At 51.4% G+C, this 17,388-nt stretch carries 17 protein-coding genes and 1 pseudogene; 14 read left to right on the top strand and 4 right to left on the bottom strand.

The window, feature by feature from the left end:
- Positions 1-12: 12 nt before the first annotated feature.
- On the bottom strand, positions 13-471 hold the full coding sequence (locus tag QJT81_07850) for a hypothetical protein (GenBank protein ID WGZ95885.1): 459 nt from the start codon (positions 469-471) through the stop codon (positions 13-15).
- 303 nt (positions 472-774) lie between these two features.
- Here QJT81_07850 and QJT81_07855 point away from each other — a divergent pair, with 303 nt between their 5' ends.
- Together QJT81_07855 and ispD are read left to right on the top strand one after the other, a co-directional pair.
- Positions 775-1,113 (top strand): septum formation initiator family protein, encoded by a 339-nt coding sequence (locus QJT81_07855; protein WGZ95886.1) that lies wholly within the window; start codon positions 775-777, stop codon positions 1,111-1,113.
- Positions 1,103-1,819, top strand: a complete 717-nt coding sequence (ispD, locus tag QJT81_07860; GenBank protein ID WGZ95887.1) for a 2-C-methyl-D-erythritol 4-phosphate cytidylyltransferase — start codon at positions 1,103-1,105, stop codon at positions 1,817-1,819. The genes QJT81_07855 and ispD overlap by 11 nt, the downstream gene beginning before the upstream one ends.
- A gap of 135 nt (positions 1,820-1,954) precedes the next feature.
- Here ispD and glcF read toward each other — a convergent pair whose 3' ends face one another.
- From glcF to QJT81_07875, 3 genes are read right to left on the bottom strand one after another with little or no spacing between them, the layout of a single operon-like run.
- Complete coding sequence (glcF, locus tag QJT81_07865) at positions 1,955-3,193, bottom strand: glycolate oxidase subunit GlcF (GenBank protein WGZ95888.1); 1,239 nt, start codon at positions 3,191-3,193, stop codon at positions 1,955-1,957.
- Positions 3,193-4,266, bottom strand: a complete 1,074-nt coding sequence (glcE, locus tag QJT81_07870; GenBank protein ID WGZ95889.1) for a glycolate oxidase subunit GlcE — start codon at positions 4,264-4,266, stop codon at positions 3,193-3,195. The genes glcF and glcE overlap by 1 nt, the downstream gene beginning before the upstream one ends.
- 12 nt (positions 4,267-4,278) lie before the next feature.
- On the bottom strand, positions 4,279-5,748 hold the full coding sequence (locus QJT81_07875; protein WGZ95890.1) for an FAD-linked oxidase C-terminal domain-containing protein: 1,470 nt from the start codon (positions 5,746-5,748) through the stop codon (positions 4,279-4,281).
- 114 nt (positions 5,749-5,862) lie between these two features.
- Here QJT81_07875 and QJT81_07880 point away from each other — a divergent pair, with 114 nt between their 5' ends.
- The 12 genes and pseudogenes from QJT81_07880 (at position 5,863) to ccoP (ending at position 17,359) form a co-directional block, all read left to right on the top strand.
- Positions 5,863-6,762, top strand: a complete 900-nt coding sequence (locus tag QJT81_07880) for a DMT family transporter (GenBank protein ID WGZ95891.1) — start codon at positions 5,863-5,865, stop codon at positions 6,760-6,762.
- Between the two features lies 1 nt (position 6,763).
- Positions 6,764-7,564, top strand: a complete 801-nt coding sequence (locus QJT81_07885) for an SEC-C metal-binding domain-containing protein (GenBank protein WGZ95892.1) — start codon at positions 6,764-6,766, stop codon at positions 7,562-7,564.
- A gap of 15 nt (positions 7,565-7,579) precedes the next feature.
- A complete protein-coding gene (locus tag QJT81_07890; protein WGZ95893.1) occupies positions 7,580-8,941 on the top strand; it encodes a UPF0149 family protein in 1,362 nt (453 codons plus the stop codon).
- Positions 8,942-8,960: 19 nt separating this feature from the next.
- Entirely contained in the window at positions 8,961-9,794 is an 834-nt protein-coding gene (locus QJT81_07895; protein ID WGZ95894.1) for a hypothetical protein, read from the top strand.
- A 20-nt stretch (positions 9,795-9,814) separates the two neighbouring features.
- Positions 9,815-10,288 (top strand): annotated as a pseudogene (locus tag QJT81_07900) (site-specific DNA-methyltransferase).
- Between the two features lie 81 nt (positions 10,289-10,369).
- Complete coding sequence (locus QJT81_07905; GenBank protein ID WGZ96458.1) at positions 10,370-10,729, top strand: XisI protein; 360 nt, start codon at positions 10,370-10,372, stop codon at positions 10,727-10,729.
- Positions 10,730-10,731: 2 nt separating this feature from the next.
- The gene (locus QJT81_07910; protein WGZ95895.1) at positions 10,732-13,329 is read left to right on the top strand and encodes a DEAD/DEAH box helicase family protein; all 2,598 of its coding nucleotides are present in this window, start codon (positions 10,732-10,734) and stop codon (positions 13,327-13,329) included.
- A 64-nt stretch (positions 13,330-13,393) separates the two neighbouring features.
- The gene (locus tag QJT81_07915; protein ID WGZ95896.1) at positions 13,394-13,753 is read left to right on the top strand and encodes a diacylglycerol kinase; all 360 of its coding nucleotides are present in this window, start codon (positions 13,394-13,396) and stop codon (positions 13,751-13,753) included.
- Positions 13,754-13,908: 155 nt separating this feature from the next.
- On the top strand, positions 13,909-15,354 hold the full coding sequence (gene ccoN / locus QJT81_07920; protein WGZ95897.1) for a cytochrome-c oxidase, cbb3-type subunit I: 1,446 nt from the start codon (positions 13,909-13,911) through the stop codon (positions 15,352-15,354).
- 17 nt (positions 15,355-15,371) lie between these two features.
- Entirely contained in the window at positions 15,372-16,130 is a 759-nt protein-coding gene (gene ccoO, locus QJT81_07925; protein ID WGZ95898.1) for a cytochrome-c oxidase, cbb3-type subunit II, read from the top strand.
- A gap of 48 nt (positions 16,131-16,178) precedes the next feature.
- A complete protein-coding gene (locus QJT81_07930; GenBank protein WGZ95899.1) occupies positions 16,179-16,406 on the top strand; it encodes a cbb3-type cytochrome c oxidase subunit 3 in 228 nt (75 codons plus the stop codon).
- A gap of 2 nt (positions 16,407-16,408) precedes the next feature.
- Positions 16,409-17,359 carry a cytochrome-c oxidase, cbb3-type subunit III gene (ccoP, locus tag QJT81_07935; protein ID WGZ95900.1) on the top strand — a complete coding sequence of 317 codons (951 nt, stop codon included), beginning with the start codon at positions 16,409-16,411 and terminating at the stop codon, positions 17,357-17,359.
- The last annotated feature ends 29 nt before the right edge of the window (positions 17,360-17,388 follow it).

Genomic DNA, 17,388 nt, shown 5'->3' on the forward strand with positions numbered 1-17,388 from the left:
GGGGGATAAGAATTAATCTTTGCCTTTGCCGCTGCTTTTGTTGGAACAGCCCACCGTAGTGTCTGAATCACCTTTGCTGCCACCGTGACTGCTGCTTGAGCCGCCTTTACCGCGAGTGCCGGAAGAATCATCGTCCTTATCGCTTTTGCTGCCGCCGCTAATGTTGCCAGCGTCACCACTGCCCGCACAGCCTGAACTTTTACCACAGGCAGAATCGCCGCCTTTGCCATCATCGCCTTTGCTGCCTTCCGTGCTACCACCGCTTATGCTTTTGAGCAGGTTTTCAAGCATGGCAAACAGATCGGAAAGATCCTTGCCTTCCATTGCGTCTTGTCCAGAACCCTGCGCATTCTTGTTGAAACTGTCGGTCGTTTTGGTATCCAGTTTGCTACTGGAAAGATCTTGCGCCCCGGTATTTTTGAAGCTATTACTGCAATCGTTTGCTCCATACCCACTATTAATAGATGTCATGACTAATCTCCTTGTCACTATGCAATAGAAGTCACTGCTAGGCAGCAACCTGTTTGGATGGTGTGTGAGCAGCGTTTCGCTTCCTGCCAGCAATGCCCCGCACCACGCATTTTCATAGTAATTAATAATTGGTAAAGGCTGGGGAAGTAAAATCTTAACGCGGCTGATTTGCTGATGAATGGTATGATTTGTGGATTCAAAGGAAAGTTTTTACGGGGGCGTTGATGTTTTTTGTCAGCGATTCGGTATCATCTGCTATCCTTTGGCTATGAATAGCTTTTACGATTTTTAACACATTAATTTATGAACATGACACGCACTTTATTCTGGGGTCTTAGCTTGCTGGCTTTTGTCTTGTTTATTCGCCTGTGGGTAGGCCCTGCCGGTTACCCTGATATTCGGCGTCTGGAGCAACAGATTGAACAGCAAAATGCGGCGAATGACGAGCAGGCTGAAATCAAGCGCAAGTTGCAAATGGATGTTGTGGGTTTATCCAAAGACGATGAGGCAGTTGAGGAGCACGCCCGCAGTGAACTCGGCATGGTACGCCAAGGTGAAACGTTTTATCAGGTCATCCTGAAATCTGACCCGGTAGCCACGCTCCCTGTGCCACAAGCTAAGGCGGCTCCTCATGTCGAATAAGGTTTGGGTGGTAATCCCTGCTGCTGGTGTTGGCGCACGAATGCAGGCTGATCGCCCTAAACAATACCTGCCTTTAGTTGAAAAAACTGTTATTGAGCATACCCTTGGGTGTTTTATAGAGCATCCGGTCGTGGCGGGGATCGTGGTAGCCATAAGTGACGGCGATCCTTTTTGGGCTGAGCTCACGGCAACAACATTGGCTACGCAGCGCAACCTTTATACCGTCCCCGGCGGGCGGGAGAGGGCTGATTCTGTATTGAATGCGTTGAATTATCTAACGGATACCCTGCACGTTCCTTCCGAAACAGGGGTGTTGGTACATGATGCCGCCCGCCCTTGCCTAAGTCGCCATGACTTGAATAAATTGTTGGCAGCAGGAAGCATGGCGGCTGCGGGTGCGATTCTGGCTGTACCGGTGCGTGATACCATGAAACGTGCGCAAGCCGATGGTACACACATTTCCCACACCGAAGAGCGTAATGGTTTGTGGCACGCACTTACCCCACAAATGGCAACCTTGGGTGTATTGCAAACAGCATTAGCTGATGCTTGGCAAAAAGGCTTGGTTGTCACCGATGAAGCTTCTGCGCTGGAGTATGCGGGGTTGCACCCTATTTTGGTGGAAGGCGATGCACGTAATATTAAGATTACCCGCCCAGCCGATTTAGCGTTGGCTACGTTTTTTCTGAGAGACGTTGCGGACTAACGTAAAAAAGCCCCGCATTGCACGGGGCCTCCCTTTCCAATGATGCTTACTTAAACAAGTAGAGCCTCATTTCACCGACACTGTATGATGCTATGCGTGAGTATAGAATGAGTCGTCGCAAATGTCAGTTTGGTTTTATGAATTTGTTTTATCGAGCAAATGAATCCAGTGCATCACGGGTAAATCACAGCTTTCCTGCAAATGTGTCTGACAGCCGATATTGGCGGTGACAATCATTTCTGGTGCGTGTGCGGTCAGGTTGGCTAATTTATTGCGGCGCAATTGCTGGGAAAGTTCCGGCTGTAAAATCGAATAGGTACCCGCCGACCCACAACACAGGTGCTCATCTGCGACGGGTGTTAATACATAACCGCAATCGGTGAGAATATTTTCCACCACACCACGAATTTTTTGCCCGTGTTGCAGTGTACAAGGGGGATGCCATGCAATGCGGGTGGCTTGACTAGGAGCCAGTTGCTGGTAATTTTCTTGGGCGATGATTTCGGCAATGTCCTTGCACAAATAGGAAATACGCTCGGCTTTGATGGCGTATTCCGGGTCATGGCGCAAGTGATGCGCGTATTCTTTAACCATAGCCCCGCAACCACTGGCGGTGGTGACAATGGCTTCCACTGCACCTTCCTTGCGGTATAAATAAGGCCACCAAGCGTCAATATTGCGTCGCATGTAGTCTAAGGCCGCTTCCGGTGCGCCTAAGTGTTGGCTGACAGCACCGCAGCAGCCCGCTTTGGGGGCAGTGACTAAGCTGATGCCTAATTTATCCAATACACGGGCAGTCGCCGCATTGATGTCGGGGGAAAGTGCCGGTTGTACGCAACCATCCAGTACCAATATCCAGCGGTTGTGGCGTGCTTTGGGCCAATCGCCTGCTGGGCGTGGTTCGGTAATTTTGCTGGCGAGTTTGTCGGGCAGCAACGGTTTGAAGGTGCGCCCCAGCTTTAAACCTAGACCGAATAAGCTGGTGTTGGGTAAGTAAGTGCGCAAACGCTTACGCAGGGTTCTGTCGGCGCGTTCACGCCCTGCATGTTCTTCGGCAAGGTGTCGCCCAATGTCAAGCAGTTTGCCGTACTCCACGCCAGAGGGGCAGGTGGTTTCGCAACTGCGGCACAGCAGGCAACGGTCAAGGTGTTGTAAGGTTTTACGTCCGCTGTCTGGTTTATTCTCCAGGTTGCCTTCCATCAGTTGTTTGATGAGGTAAATGCGCCCGCGTGGGCCGTCGTTTTCATCACCCAGCAATTGGTAAGTGGGGCAGGTGGCATTGCAAAAGCCACAGTGTACACAGCGGCGCAAGATGTCTTCCGCGATTTTGCCTTCGGGAGTGTGCCGCAGTGCGGAGAGTATCTGGGTTTGCATTACCAGTCCTTGTACATTCGACCAGGGTTGAAAATACCGTGCGGATCCAGCGCTTGTTTCAGGCGTTGTTGCACATTGCGAAGATTATCGGCGAGTGGATGGAAGGGGTTAACCCCCGGCAAACTGCCGCGATACACTGTGGCGTGACCGTCGCCTTTGTGTGCAATGTTGCGGATCAGGTTGACCGGAATATTGGTGTAGACCCAACGCTGTGAACCACCCCATTCCACCAAGGAATTGCCTTCCAGACGACTGATGACGTTGGTGGCAGGCGGGAAGGATAAACGCCACAACGGGCGGTCGTATTGCTGGAAAAATTCGTGGGTTTGATTGCGCAAGGCTAACCAGAATTCATCGGCATTATTGATGGCTTCGCCGCCAATTTTGCGGTGCGAGGCAAACACATGGCTGGGTACGCCACTCAGCCGCAAATACAGGCAACCGTCAAAATAACAGGTAGCGCTCAAGGGAAAAGTGGAACGGCGCATGGTGGTGGTTAATTCAAACGCTTCTTCGCTGGGCATTTCCAGCGCCAGTGTCAGCTCAGTAACGGGGCGCGGCATGACTTTCAGGGAAACTTCCAGAATGACGCCGAGTGTTCCCATTGAACCGGTAATCAGCCGTGAAATGTCGTAACCCGCAACGTTTTTCATGACTTGCCCGCCAAAGCTTGCCACTTTGCCGTAGCCAGTGATTAGCTTTACGCCGAGTACATGGTCACGCACTGAACCTGCCCAAGGGCGGGCGGGGCCGGATAAACCCGCAGCGACCACGCCACCGATGGTGGATTCAGGGCTGAAGCAGGGCGGTTCAAACGCCAGTTTCTGCCCATTGGTGGCAAGCAAGGTTTCAATGTCTTGCAGGCGTGTCCCGGCACGGGCGGTGATGCACAACTCCGAGGGTTCGTAAGCAATCACCCCGGTGTGCGGGGAAACTGGCAACGCCGTGCCGTTGGTTTCATTGCCGTAAAAGGCTTTGCTGCCACCGCCGATGATGGTTAACGGTTGGTTTGCAGCAATCCCTGCTACGACCTGTTCTTGCAATATCGTGGTTATATCGTTATCAGCAATCATATCAGGCCCGAATCAAAATCTTGGCAGTTCAGGATGGGAAAGCTGCCCGTGATGGACATGCATTGCACCCAGTTCTGCGCAACGGTGCAGGGCAGGGACAGCTTTTCCGGGGTTTAGTAGTTCGTCAGGGTCGAACGCACGTTTGACAGCGTGGAATACCTCAAGTTCTGCTTCGCCAAATTGCACACACATCGAGTCCAGCTTTTCATGCCCAACGCCGTGTTCGCCCGTAATAGAGCCACCCACTTTAACACATAATTCCAGAATATCGGCACCGAAACGTTCGGCTTTTTCCAATTCACCAGCGCGATTGGCATCGTACAGAATCAAGGGATGTAAATTGCCATCACCCGCGTGGAACACATTCGCAACCCCTAAGCCGTATTGCTGCGAATAGTCATTAATTTTGTGCAATACATGCGCTAGATGTTTGCGGGGAATCGTGCCATCCATGCAGTAATAATCCGGAGAGATACGCCCAACAGCGGGGAATGCGGCTTTGCGCCCCGCCCACAAACGGGCGCGTTCGGTAGCGGTTTTGGCAATGTGAATCGTGCCTGCGCGGTGATTTTTTAGAATGGCACTGACGCGGGCGACTTGTTCACTGACTTCATCTTCGGTGCCATCGAGTTCACACAGCAAAATGGCGTTCGCATCAATCGGGTAGCCTGCGTGGATGAAATCTTCGGCGGCACGAATCGCGGGGTTATCCATCATCTCCAACCCAGCCGGGATAATGCCTTTGCTGATAATCGCGGCTACCGCATCACCGGCATCATTCACCGCCGCGAAATCTGCCATTAACACTTGCACCGTATCGGGTTTGACGGTGAGTTTCACTAGCACTTCGACCACCACGCCCAACATGCCTTCCGAACCGGTTAGTAATGCCAGTAAATCGTAGCCGGGGGTGTCTTGGCGGTCATTGCCGATGGTCATGAGTTCGCCGTCAATGGTGACGAGTTTGATTTCGAGAATATTGTGTACCGTCAAACCGTATTTCAGGCAATGCACCCCGCCGGAATTTTCCGCCACATTTCCGCCAATCGAGCAGGCAATTTGTGACGAGGGGTCGGGGGCGTAGAACAGCCCTAAGTGATCCACGGCTTGGCTGATGGCGAGGTTGCGCACCCCCGGTTGCACACGGGCGTGCAGGTTGGCGGTGTCGATGTTTAGAATTTGCTTGAAACGCGCAAGGCTGAGGACAATTCCACCTTCATGGGGCAAAGCACCTCCCGATAAACCTGTGCCAGCACCGCGTGCCACAACGGGTACTTTTAAGCGCGAGCACGTTTTGAGGATCAGTTGCACTTGTTCGGTCGTAGTGGGTAATACCACAGCAAGAGGCAAATGCCGGTAAGCCGTTAAACCATCACACTCATAAGGGTGCAGATCTTCCTTCGCGGTGAGAATGGATTCTTCCGGTAGAATGTCCTTCAGTTGCTGAAGCAACGCAGGGTTTAGGGCTGTGGCAGTGTTCACTGAATCTTCTGACCTTGTGGTAATGAGGTACTACTGTAGCGTATTTCCAACAGAAAATTAATTTTAGCGAAATCTTTGAGGAATTGAAAATAGACCATCGACTATACTGCGGCGATGCAACATTCATTTCTTGATAGGTTTTCTCCTTATCTGCTGCTGGTACTGACGATTCTGTTCTGGGCAGGTAATTTTAATTTGGCGCGGGCTATCCATGCGGATGTGCCGCCGTTGGGCTTGTCGTTTTGGCGTTGGGCGGTGGCGGCGTTGATTTTGTTGCCGTTTGCGTGGGGTTCGATGCGGGCGGCGTTGCCGGTGGCGCGTGAGCATTGGCGTTTGGTGCTGGCGTTGGCGGTGTTGGGGATCGCGGGGTTCAATAGTTTGGTGTATGTCGGCTTGCAAACGACGACGGCGACCAATGGGGTATTGCTGCAATCGGTCACGCCGATCACGATGATTTTGTTGGCGGGGTTGGTGCTGCATGAAAAGAGTACGTTGGCGCAATGGCTGGGAATTGGCGTTTCGTTGGTGGGCGTGTTGGTGATTATTACCAAGGCGGATTGGCAGGTGTTGCAGCAGTTGGCATTTAATCGCGGCGATATGTGGATTGTGTTGGCGACGTTGGATTGGTCGTTGTATACCGTGCTGCTGCGCAAGTTGCCGGATGGCTTGAAGGGCTTGCCGATTCTGGGGTTTACGGTGAGTTTGGGGGCACTGGTGATTTTGCCGTTGTATGTGTATGAAAGTGTGACGTTTCAAACTATGCCATTCACGGCGGTGAGCGTGGCGAGTGTTGCGTATGTGGCGGTGTTTCCGTCATTGTTGTCGTATATGTTTTGGAATCATGCGACGCAAAAGCTGGGGGTGAACCGTACCGGGCAGTTCAGCCATTTGATGCCGGTGTTTGGAATTTTGTTGGCAACGTTGTTGTTGGGGGAACGCTTGCAGTTTTACCATGCAATCGGGATGATATTGGTAGCTGCTGGGATTTTGCTGGCAAACAAGAAAAGGATTTGATGTGGATAAGCAACGCATTGTGAAGATTTTTGCGGTATTGGGCGAGCCAACTGATAACCGCCCTTGGCGCGATTATTCGGGTTACGGGTTAACGGCGGCGGATGCGCCGACGCTGGTGGAGTTGGTGGCAGATAACAGTTTTGTGGAAAGCGATGGCGCGGATTATTGGGTTCCGCTGCATTCCTGGCGGGCATTGCTGCATTTGATGCCTGCGGGTTTGCATGAGCTGATCGGCATTTTCGATGTGGTGGCGGAAGACGATTGGGCGGTGGATGAAATTCCAATGGTCGTGGCAGCGGCTTGTGATGCGGCACTGGATCCGTTGTTGGATTATGTGTTGGATAAGCGTAACGATGAATTCGCGATTCCGCTGGCGTTGCAGTGTTTGGTGGAAACCGGTAAGCGTCACAGTAAGTTGCGTAAGCCGGTGATCGAACGCTTGGTGTATGCCTTGCAGCATTCGGCAGCGCGGGATTATGGTTTGCGCGGGTTGATCGTGGCGGAGTTGGTGGCGTTGCGGGCGGTGGAGGCGATGCCTGCGATTCGGGTGGCGTTTGCGGAAGATCAGGTTGACTGGACGGTCAGCGGTGATTTGGAAGATGTGGAGCTGGGCATGGGCTTGCGTACTAAGCGTGATACGCCACGCCCTAGTTATAAGGTGGAAGAGGACGACGCGGATGATGAGGACGAGGATGATGCGCCGTTGGTGGAGCAGGTGATTCGTGCCGAGCCGAAGATTGGGCGCAATGAGCCTTGTCCGTGCGGGAGTGGCAAGAAGTATAAGAAGTGTTGTATGCCGTAACAGGAGGTTGATGAAATGGCTATGGATAGACAAACCATTCTCGATAAGTTGGCAGTATTCGGTGATCAAGATCCCAGACAACCGTGGCCTGATTATTCAGGGTGTGGTTTCACAGTGGCGGATGCGCCTGCGTTGGCGGCGTTGGTGGGTGATGTTAGCTTGTTGGATCCCGACGGTGATGACGTATGGATTCCCCTTCATGCTTGGCGGGCGTTGCAGCCGTTGATGCCCGCCGGGTTACACGAATTATTGCTGACGCTGAACCCCTTGGCGGAAGATGATTGGGCAAGTGTTGAATTACCTAAGGTTATTGCCGCAGCGGGAGGCGTGGCTATCGAGCCGTTGCAAGCCTTTATCCTCGATGCGGCTAATGCCGAGTATGCCAGAAGCATCGCAGTGGATGCCTTGATCGAATTGGTTAGGTGTGATGTCGGGAGGCGTGAACAGGTGATGGCGGTGTTCGCCAGCAGTTTGCAGGCGGGTACGGACGATGATGAGTGGGTGAATAGCAGCCTCGTCAGTGGCTTGGTGGAGATGAAAGCGGTCGAAGCTATCGAGGTTATTCGGGAAGCCTACGCCCGCAACAAAGTCGATATAAGTTTTCATGGCGATCTGGAAGATGTGGAAATGGATTTGGGGATACGTGAACAACGTGATACACCCCGGTCGGATTATGGATGGGTTAAGGATGAGTCGTTCCCGCCGCCATCGCTTGAACCTGTGGCGAAGGATATGAGTCTTGAGGAGTGGGACGAGCGGATTGGGCAATTTCTCAACTTTTACGGTGGTGAGGCTTCGCTTGAATCATTGACCGAATTGCATGGCTTTTTTACGGCAATAGGGTGTGCGCCTGAGCCTATTCGACCTTCGGAATGGCTGCCTGAAATCTGGGGTGGTGAAGAACTTACACCAGAGTGGTCGGATACGCAGAGCCTTCAGGTGTTTTTGGCGTTGATCATGCCGTTGTATAATTCGGTGATGGAGGAATTGCAACGGATGGATTATTTCGTCATTCCTTTTACCAAAGGGGAAGTCGAAGGGGAGAAAATCACAGAGTTCGACGGTTGGTGTCGTGGGTTTGTAGTGGGAAGCCAGGTTGGTTATTCTCCGCTGATGGATGTTCCCGGTGTCGCACCATTGTTGGATGTGCTTGAGGATACGGCAGATAATGAACTGCATACTTGGGGTATACCTATCGCTGAAGCGATATTTCAAGAACGGTATTTGAATGGATTGGTGCGGAAGATTTACCGATTGGGGCGCGGAGAGAGGGTGACGACACCGCCGCCATTGGTGCATACCGCTCCTAAAGCAGGGCGCAATGACCCTTGCCCGTGTGGTAGCGGCAAGAAGTACAAGAAATGTTGTTTGCACTAAACCCTTGAAGGAAAACACCATGAAATTATCCACGGAAGAGGCCGACCTGTTTTTCAAGCTGATGTGGACGTTGCAGTTCTACGTCAAGCAGGAACTGGGGATATGCCCGGAACTCAGTGATGTGGCGCGTTATAAGGATGATTGCAGTCTTGAGGATAAATCGGTTATCAGGCAGGCGGTTTACGATAATTCCCATTTGATCGACAAGTTTGTGACGGAAAATCCCAGCGGCTTTACTACAGAAGAGTTGGCTATTGTTAGTCAGTGGAAGGGCTTTTTGCAGGGTGATTTTTATATTGAACGGTTTCTGAAGAAGCACACCATTTTTGTTTCTTATCAGACCGAGGCAGTGTATGGCGTACAAGGACTGTACGAAGCATTGGATGAGATGTTCTATCCCGCGCAGTTGCCCGCATTGGTTAAAGCGGTATTGTTGCCATTCAAGGGTAAGATCGTCTATGACGGGTTACTTCATGGCTACAATGTGTCTTTTGGTCGGGGTATTAGCGGTAATATCAAGGATGCTTACCTCAAAGCCAAACAGAATAATCGCATCATCGACAGTTTTGACGTGCCATCTGCTACCTTGTTGGCGCGTCCAGCCAAGAAGCAAGCCATCAAAGATTGGCAGCCAGAAATCCGCGTGCTTCAGGCGCAAGCTAAACAGTTAAAGGCAGGGGATGCGTACCCTGCGTTGTATTCTCCGGTCTTTAGTTTGGTCAAAATGAGTCTGGATTTGGCGGAACAGGCTACCGCTGACAACGTTGATAAAGATGCCTTGTATAAAATGCTGCGCAAGATGGAGCTGATTGTGAACAGGGCATATAAGCTACTGGAGCGGGAAGATGATTGATTGCTTCACCAAGGAATTCCATGCCGCTGCTTGATTGGCTGAATAAACCCGCATCCCTCCAGACGGCGCGGCATGTGCCGTACCGTTTGCTGGAATGCGTCCCTGCGTTGGGTTATGGCGCAACGCCGAACCCTAATTTGCTGATTCAGGGCGATAATCTGGAAGCACTTAAGGCGTTGTTGCCGTTGTATGCGGGGCGGATTAAGTGCATCTACATTGACCCGCCGTACAACACGCGCTCCGCGTTTGAGCATTGCGACGACAACCTCGAACACAGCCAATGGCTGTCGATGATGTACCCGCGCCTCGAACTCCTGCGCGACCTGCTCGCCGAAGACGGCAGCTTGTGGGTGTCCATCGACGACCACGAAGGCCATTACCTCAAAGTCATGCTCGACGAAATTTTCGGGCGCAAAAACTTCATCGCCAACGTCGTTTGGCAAAGCCGTTATTCGCGTTCCAACGATGCCAGTTTATCGGTTTCCGTTTTTCAAGTTACAATTTACTCAAATGGCGTTGCAACGCAATCAGGTAAAATTGATCGTATTCAAACCGGATCGGGAGGAAATCGTCGAATGGACAAACTAAATACTTACCGCCAGTACGTCCGGCAAACGCTCGAAAAGTACGCGCAATACAAACCTTCCATCGGTGAAGTGGATATGGAGTTGCTGTTTGATAGCGAACGTGACCGTTACCAACTAATGATGGTTGGTTGGAATGATTACCAGCGTTACCACGGTTCACTCTTGCATGTGGACATTATCAATGGACAAATCTGGATTCAACATGACGGTACAGAGGGTGGTATTGCCAATGAATTGCTTGAGTTAGGTGTGCCAAAACAGGACATCGTGCTGGCGTTTCATGTACCTTACAAACGCCCTTATACCGGATTTGCAACGGGTGAAATCATAGAGCAAAAAGCCGCCTGATAATGTTCGAGCTAAAAAACTACCAAAACGAAACGCTGCAAATCCTGCGTGAATTCCTCGAAGAAGCCCGCCTCATGCCCGTGGAGGAGGCGTTCACCCGCGCTCAGCAACGCCAGAACCGCCAGCCACTGCCGTATTTGCACCACAGTTTCGCGCAAGTGCCGTATGTGTGCCTGCGCCTGCCCACGGGCGGTGGCAAAACCGTGCTGGCTTCCTACGCCGTCGGCATCGCCAAACGCGCCTATCTGGAACAAGATTACCCGATTGTGTTGTGGCTAGTGCCCACCAACACCATCCGCGAACAAACGCTGGAAGCCCTGCAAAAACCGGGACACCCCTACCGCGCCGCGCTCGAAGACGAATTCGGTGTAGACCGTTTAATGGTGCTGGACATCGGCGACGTAACCCGCATCCGCAAGCAAGACATCGGCAACAAAGCCATCATCGTGGTCGGCACACTTGCCACCCTGCGCGTCGAAGACACCAGCGGACGCAAGGTCTACGCCTACCACGAAGATTTCGAGCCGCATTTCGCCGGAATTAGCCCCCATGACGCACGCTTGGAAAAAGTCAGCGAAGCCGACCTCAAACCCAACGGTTTGACCGCTGCGAATCTTGGCAACATCAAATATTCCTTCGCCAACCTGCTGGCACTCAAACAGCCGCTGGTGATCATGGACGAAGCCCATAACGCCCGCACCAAACTCACCTTCGACACCCTCAAACGCATCCACCCCGCGTGCGTGCTGGAACTGACCGCCACGCCGGATACCAGCCGCGAATCCGCCTCCAACGTGCTGCATCACGTTTCCGCCTCGCAGTTGAAAGCCGCCAATATGATCAAATTGCCGATCATGCTCAGCGAACATCACGAGTGGGAAGGCGCGGTGCGTGACGCAGTGTTGACCCGCAAACAACTGGCGCAAGAAGCGATTAAATCCGGCGATCCGGTGCGCCCGATTGCCTTGTTTCAAGCCGAAAACAAAAGCGGTGAAGTCACTTTTGAAGTGCTGAAAACCTTCCTGATCGAACAACTCGGCATTGCCGCGCCGCACATCGCCATCGTCACCGGCAACCAGCGCGAACTTGACGGCATTGACCTGTTCAACCCCGCCTGCCCGATTGAATACATTATCACCGTGGAAGCCTTGAAAGAGGGCTGGGATTGCTCGTTTGCCTACGTGTTCTGCTCGGTCAAAGACGTAAAATCCAGCAAAGACGCGGAACAATTGCTGGGGCGCGTGTTGCGGATGCCGTATGCCCAACGCCGTCAGCACGAAGCCCTGAACCGCGCTTACGCTCATCTGGTTTCCTCCAACTTTGCCAAAGCTGCTGCGGCACTGACCGACAAAATGGTGCAAAGCATGGGTTTCGACCCGCTGGAATTGCCCCAACATCTGCAACACGGCAACCAGTACAGCCTGTTTGATAACACGGAAAACCCGTCATCACGCCCTGCGATTGCCGAAGAATCCAGCGAATTCACTCTCAACAACGGCGAACAACTCGAAGTCACGGGCTTGATCGACGAACCGACCGCAACGCTGATCCTGCAAGGCTTCACCGGCAAGCAAAAGGCGCAAGTCCAGCAACAAGTGGAACAGCACAACCTGCGCGTCAAAGCCCAACTTGCCCCAGCAATGCGCGGCGAAGTGTTCGCCCCATTACCCCTGCTGTGTGTGCGCGAGGAAAACCAACTGCGCCTGCTAGAACCCGAATCCTACCTTTACACCCAAGGCGGTTGGTCATTGCTGGATTTCCCGGTGGAACTGCCGCAGTTTGAAATCCGCGAATCCGGGCGCGTGTTTGAAGTATTCCTGCAAGGCGGTCACGTCAGCTACAAACTGGCAGAGCAGGGCGAAACCCCGAACCTCAACCTGATCGAACTCGACATTGACGACACCGTGTTGGTGCGCTGGCTGGATCGGGAGGTGCGCCAAGCCGATGTTAGCCCAAGCGAGATGATCCGCTGGCTGGTTCAACTGGTTGGGCATTTAACCAAGGTGCGCGGCTTTTCCCTCACTGCCTTGGTGCGTAGCAAATTCCTGCTGGCACGCGCCATTAAAGACCGCATCGCGTTTTGCCGTAACAAGGCGGCGGAGCGGGGTTTCCAGCACTGGCTGTTTGAAGATTCCAGCTTGTTAGGTGTTTCGGAGACTTATCGCTACGAATTCAAACCAGATTTGTACCCAGCGCGAGTGCCGTTCTATCGTGGTAAATATACGTTTTCAAAACACTATTACCCGGTAATCGAAGACCTGAGCAGTAGTGGCGAAGAATTTGGATGTGCCCAAGCCATCGACCAGCATCCGCAGGTCAAGCACTGGATACGCAATCTGGTCAACCGCGAAGCCGCATCGTTTCGTTTGCCACTTGCTCGCGGCTATTTCTACCCCGATTTCATCGCCGAACTCCACGACGGGCGTACTGTGGTGGTGGAATACAAAGGCGAACACCTGCAAACCGCTGACGATGCCCGCGAAAAAGCGGCGGTTGGTCAACAGTGGGCGCAAACAAGTGGCGGATTATTCCTGCTGGCCTTGGCAAAAGACGCGCAAGGCAAAAACATTTACCAACAACTCAACCATTTATTCAATTAACCACCCTCTTGTTCCTCCCCTGACAAGGGGAGGCTAGGAGGGGTTTCTTCGACAAGGAACACACATGGCTTACAGCGGTAACACCGGACTCACCCGAATCATTAAAGCAGCGCAATATTCATGGCAAGGTTTCCGTGCCGCTTACAAGCACGAGGAGGCATTCCGGCAAGAAGTGTGGATTATGGCGATTGCTTTCCCGTTGGCGTTGTGGTTGGGCGACAATGGTGTGGAAAAAGCGTTAATGATGAGCAGTATATTGCTGCTTCTGATCGTAGAATTGTTGAATTCTGCGGTTGAAGCGGTGGTCGATCGTACTGGGATGGAGCGGCATAAACTTTCCGGTCGGGCGAAAGATATGGGGTCGGCGGCGGTGACAATCGCTATTCTCAATGTTGTGATCATTTGGGGGTTTATGCTTTCTTGACCTAAGTCAATTTGAGGGCATTAGACGCACCATGCCCTGCTAGAGTGCGTGTTTTCACACAGTATTAACGTTTTCTTATCCGGTTTTTTACTGTATGCTTGCCGCACATTACAGTGTTTTAATTTTTTCAATCTTGTTAATCCAGAGGGCAAACGATGGCTCATAGTGCTGCACTCTCTTCAGAGCAATATAACTATGATATCGTGAAGAAATTCGCGATAGCTTCGATCATCTGGGGTATCCTCGGCATGACTGCCGGTGTGTATATCGCGTCAGAATTGGCTTGGCCTTTCCTGAACTTCGATATTGCCCAGATCACGTTTGGACGCTTGCGTCCGTTACATACCAGTGGTGTTATCTTCGGTTTCGGTGGTAATGCGCTGTTTGCGACTTCTTACTATGTAGTACAACGTACTTGCCAAGCACGTCTGGCAGGTGGCACTTTCTGGCCTAACTTTACCTTCTGGGGCTGGAACTTATCTGTTTTAGTGGCTGGTTTGTTGTACCTGCAAGGTTACACTCAAGGTCGTGAATACGCAGAGCCAGTTTGGTTCGTTGATATTGCGATTACTGTGGTTTGGGTCGTTTACTTCCTGATCTTCACTATCACCTTGATGAAGCGTAACCAGCCTCACATTTATGTGGCTAACTGGTTCTATATGTCGTTCATCTTGGCAACGGCATTGCTGCACATTTTCAACAACTTGGCAGTACCTGTTAGCTTGACGTCGGCGGCGTCTTATAGCTTGTTCTCTGGTGCGCAAGATGCGATGACGCAGTGGTGGTACGGTCACAACGCGGTGGGTTTCTTCCTGACAGCGGCATTCTTGGGGATGATGTACTACTTTGTGCCTAAGCAAGCAGGTCGTCCGGTTTACTCTTACCGTTTGTCCATCATCCACTTCTGGGCATTGAGCTTCATGTACATGTGGGTAGGTACTCACCACCTGCACTGGACGGCTATCCCTGACTGGACTTCCACATTGGCAGCAACCTTCTCCATCATGCTGTTGATGCCATCGTGGGGTGGTATGATCAACGGTATCATGACCCTTTCAGGTGCATGGGATAAACTGCGTACTGACCCTATCATGATGTTCATGATTACAGCGCTGTCTTTCTATGGTATGTCTACCTTTGAAGGCCCGATGATGTCGTTGAAGAGTGTTAACGCGCTGTCACATTACACTGACTGGACAGTAGGTCACGTTCACTCTGGCGCTCTGGGTTGGGTGGCAATGATCTCTATCGCGTCGTTCTATCACATGATCCCGCGTCTGTGGAACACCACGCTGTACAGTATGCAAATGGTTTACACGCATTTCTTCTTGGCGACTATCGGTACTATCCTGTACATCACTGCATTGTGGGTATCCGGTATCGGTCAAGGTTTAATGTTGCGTGCGTTTGATGAATACGGCAACTTGGCTTATACCTTCGTTGAAACGGTTGCGTTCATGCATGGCCCATTGGTAGCACGTGCGGTAGGCGGCTTGTTCTTCTTGTCGGGTATGTTGTTGATGGCTTATAACATCTACATGACCATTTCGCGTGCAAAACAGGAAGAAGGTGTTCCTGCGACTGCTGCTGCTAAAGCGTAATCAGGGAGAGTTGAGATATGTTTAAACACGAAAGTATCGAAACCAATTCGGGACTGTTGATTGTCCTGACCCTGGTTGCTATCAGTATTGGTGGTCTGGTGGAAATCGTTCCATTGCACTACATCAATGAAACTGTGGAAGATGTGAAAGACCCCGCGACCGGTTTGGAAGTTGTGCGTCCTTACACACCGTTAGAGCAACGTGGGCGTGACATTTACGTCCGTGAAGGTTGCTACACTTGCCACTCACAAATGATCCGTCCGTTCCGTGATGAAGACCTGCGCTATGGTCACTATTCACTCGCTGCTGAGTCCAAGTACGATCACCCATTCCAATGGGGTTCCAAGCGTACTGGCCCCGATTTGGCGCGTGTTGGTGGTAAATATTCCAACGAATGGCAAGTTCAGCATTTGATGGCACCGCGTTCAGTCGTGCCTGAATCCATTATGCCTAACTATCCTTGGTTGCAAACCTCGGATTTGGATTTGTCGGATCTTCAAGATCGTATGGTGGCGTTGAAACGGGTAGGTGTGCCTTACTCGCAAACCACAGTTGAATACGAAGATAACGTGAAGAAGTTTGGTGAAGAGGTCGCTAAGAAACTTGACATCAATCAAGCAGAGGCTAATCTGATTGCACAGGCTAAAGCAGGCAACTACGACGGTAATCCTAACAACATCAGTGAGATGGATGCCTTGGTTGCTTACCTGCAAGTGCTGGGTACGATGGTTGACTTTAAAAAGTTTGATGAAGACCACTTCATTCAATTCCGTTAATTTTCTGTGCTACTGGATAGTGGCCTCTGTTGACAAGGTGAGGATCAAATGCTGACAGACTTCTGGACATGGATCTTGGATCTAGGTAACAGCAAGACCGTTGCGTTGCTGATCTTTTTTACGACGTTTGTGGGTATCGTCATCTACGTTTATTCCAGCCGCAAACGTGGCGAAAGGCTTGAGTCTTATCGCTACATGCCGCTGATGGATGAGGATGAAGCAGACAAACGTGTCAAAGCAGCAGAGGCGGCTTCCCAATCAAAAGGTGAGAAATAGTTATGGCTACTCCTGTAAAAGACCCTTTGACCGGCGCAGAAACGACTGGTCACGTTTGGGATGATTCGTTACAAGAATTTAACAATCCCCTGCCACGCTGGTGGTTGTGGACATTCTACGGCACGATCATTTTTACCATTTTATACTGGGTTATGTACCCTTCTTGGCCGATTGGTAATACCTATTTAAAAGGTATTGGTAACGATATTACCTATAAGACTGATGCGGGCGAAGAGAAAACCACCCACTGGAACATGCGTGCACTATTGGCGCATGACATGCAAAACGGTGCAGAAGCGATCAAGCAGCAAGAATACCTCGCTAAAGTTGGCGCGGCTTCTTATGAGCAAATTGCACAAGATCCTGATATGTCTTCTTTCGTGCGTTCTTACGGCGTAGGCATGTTCGGTGATAACTGTGCCGCTTGCCACCAGTCTGGCGGTCAAGGTGTGGTCGGTCAATTCCCTAACTTGGTGGATGATGATTGGTTGTGGGGTGGTGACACCACGGCGATTGAAAATACTATCCGTCATGGTCGTTTGGGTTACATGCCTGCTTACAGCAAAACCTTTGATGAAACGCAACTCAATCAAGTGGCTAACTACGTGTTAACACTGTCTGGGGAGCCAGCAGTAGATGCAGCCGCCGCCGCAGAAGGTCAAAAAATCTTCCAAGGCCAAGCAGGTGGTTGCTACATGTGCCATACAAAGGAAGGCACAGGTATGCACGCACAAGGTTCTGCTAACCTGACTGATAAAGTTTGGACAATTGCTAACCTGCCAGCCGCAGAAACCCCTGAAGCTAAATTGGAAGCGGTGAAAGCCGTTATCCATAATGGTGTTAAGCGTCAAATGCCTGTGTTCGGTAAAGACGGTCGTAACCTGTCTGATACTGAAATCAAGGTATTGGTTGCTTACCTGCAACAGATGTCCGGCGGTGCTGGCGCACAGTAAGATACGCTGTTTTCAGGTATGATAGAGGC

The organism is Candidatus Thiothrix putei (assembly GCA_029972225.1).
In the GTDB taxonomy this organism is placed as follows: Bacteria; Pseudomonadota; Gammaproteobacteria; order Thiotrichales; family Thiotrichaceae; genus Thiothrix; species Thiothrix putei.

Excerpts from the sequence above, each read along its gene's own strand:
- glcF (WGZ95888.1), bottom strand. The coding sequence starts at position 3,193 with ATGCAAACCCAGATACTCTCCGCACTGCGGCACACTCCCGAAGGCAAA.
- QJT81_07850 (WGZ95885.1), bottom strand. The coding sequence starts at position 471 with ATGACATCTATTAATAGTGGGTATGGAGCAAACGATTGCAGTAATAGC.
- ccoO (WGZ95898.1), top strand. The coding sequence starts at position 15,372 with ATGTTTAAACACGAAAGTATCGAAACCAATTCGGGACTGTTGATTGTC.
- QJT81_07855 (WGZ95886.1), top strand. The coding sequence starts at position 775 with ATGAACATGACACGCACTTTATTCTGGGGTCTTAGCTTGCTGGCTTTT.
- ccoP (WGZ95900.1), top strand. The coding sequence starts at position 16,409 with ATGGCTACTCCTGTAAAAGACCCTTTGACCGGCGCAGAAACGACTGGT.
- QJT81_07930 (WGZ95899.1), top strand. The coding sequence starts at position 16,179 with ATGCTGACAGACTTCTGGACATGGATCTTGGATCTAGGTAACAGCAAG.
- QJT81_07880 (WGZ95891.1), top strand. The coding sequence starts at position 5,863 with ATGCAACATTCATTTCTTGATAGGTTTTCTCCTTATCTGCTGCTGGTA.
- QJT81_07890 (WGZ95893.1), top strand. The coding sequence starts at position 7,580 with ATGGCTATGGATAGACAAACCATTCTCGATAAGTTGGCAGTATTCGGT.
- QJT81_07905 (WGZ96458.1), top strand. The coding sequence starts at position 10,370 with ATGGACAAACTAAATACTTACCGCCAGTACGTCCGGCAAACGCTCGAA.
- QJT81_07895 (WGZ95894.1), top strand. The coding sequence starts at position 8,961 with ATGAAATTATCCACGGAAGAGGCCGACCTGTTTTTCAAGCTGATGTGG.
- QJT81_07910 (WGZ95895.1), top strand. The coding sequence starts at position 10,732 with ATGTTCGAGCTAAAAAACTACCAAAACGAAACGCTGCAAATCCTGCGT.
- glcE (WGZ95889.1), bottom strand. The coding sequence starts at position 4,266 with ATGATTGCTGATAACGATATAACCACGATATTGCAAGAACAGGTCGTA.
- ispD (WGZ95887.1), top strand. The coding sequence starts at position 1,103 with ATGTCGAATAAGGTTTGGGTGGTAATCCCTGCTGCTGGTGTTGGCGCA.
- QJT81_07915 (WGZ95896.1), top strand. The coding sequence starts at position 13,394 with ATGGCTTACAGCGGTAACACCGGACTCACCCGAATCATTAAAGCAGCG.
- ccoN (WGZ95897.1), top strand. The coding sequence starts at position 13,909 with ATGGCTCATAGTGCTGCACTCTCTTCAGAGCAATATAACTATGATATC.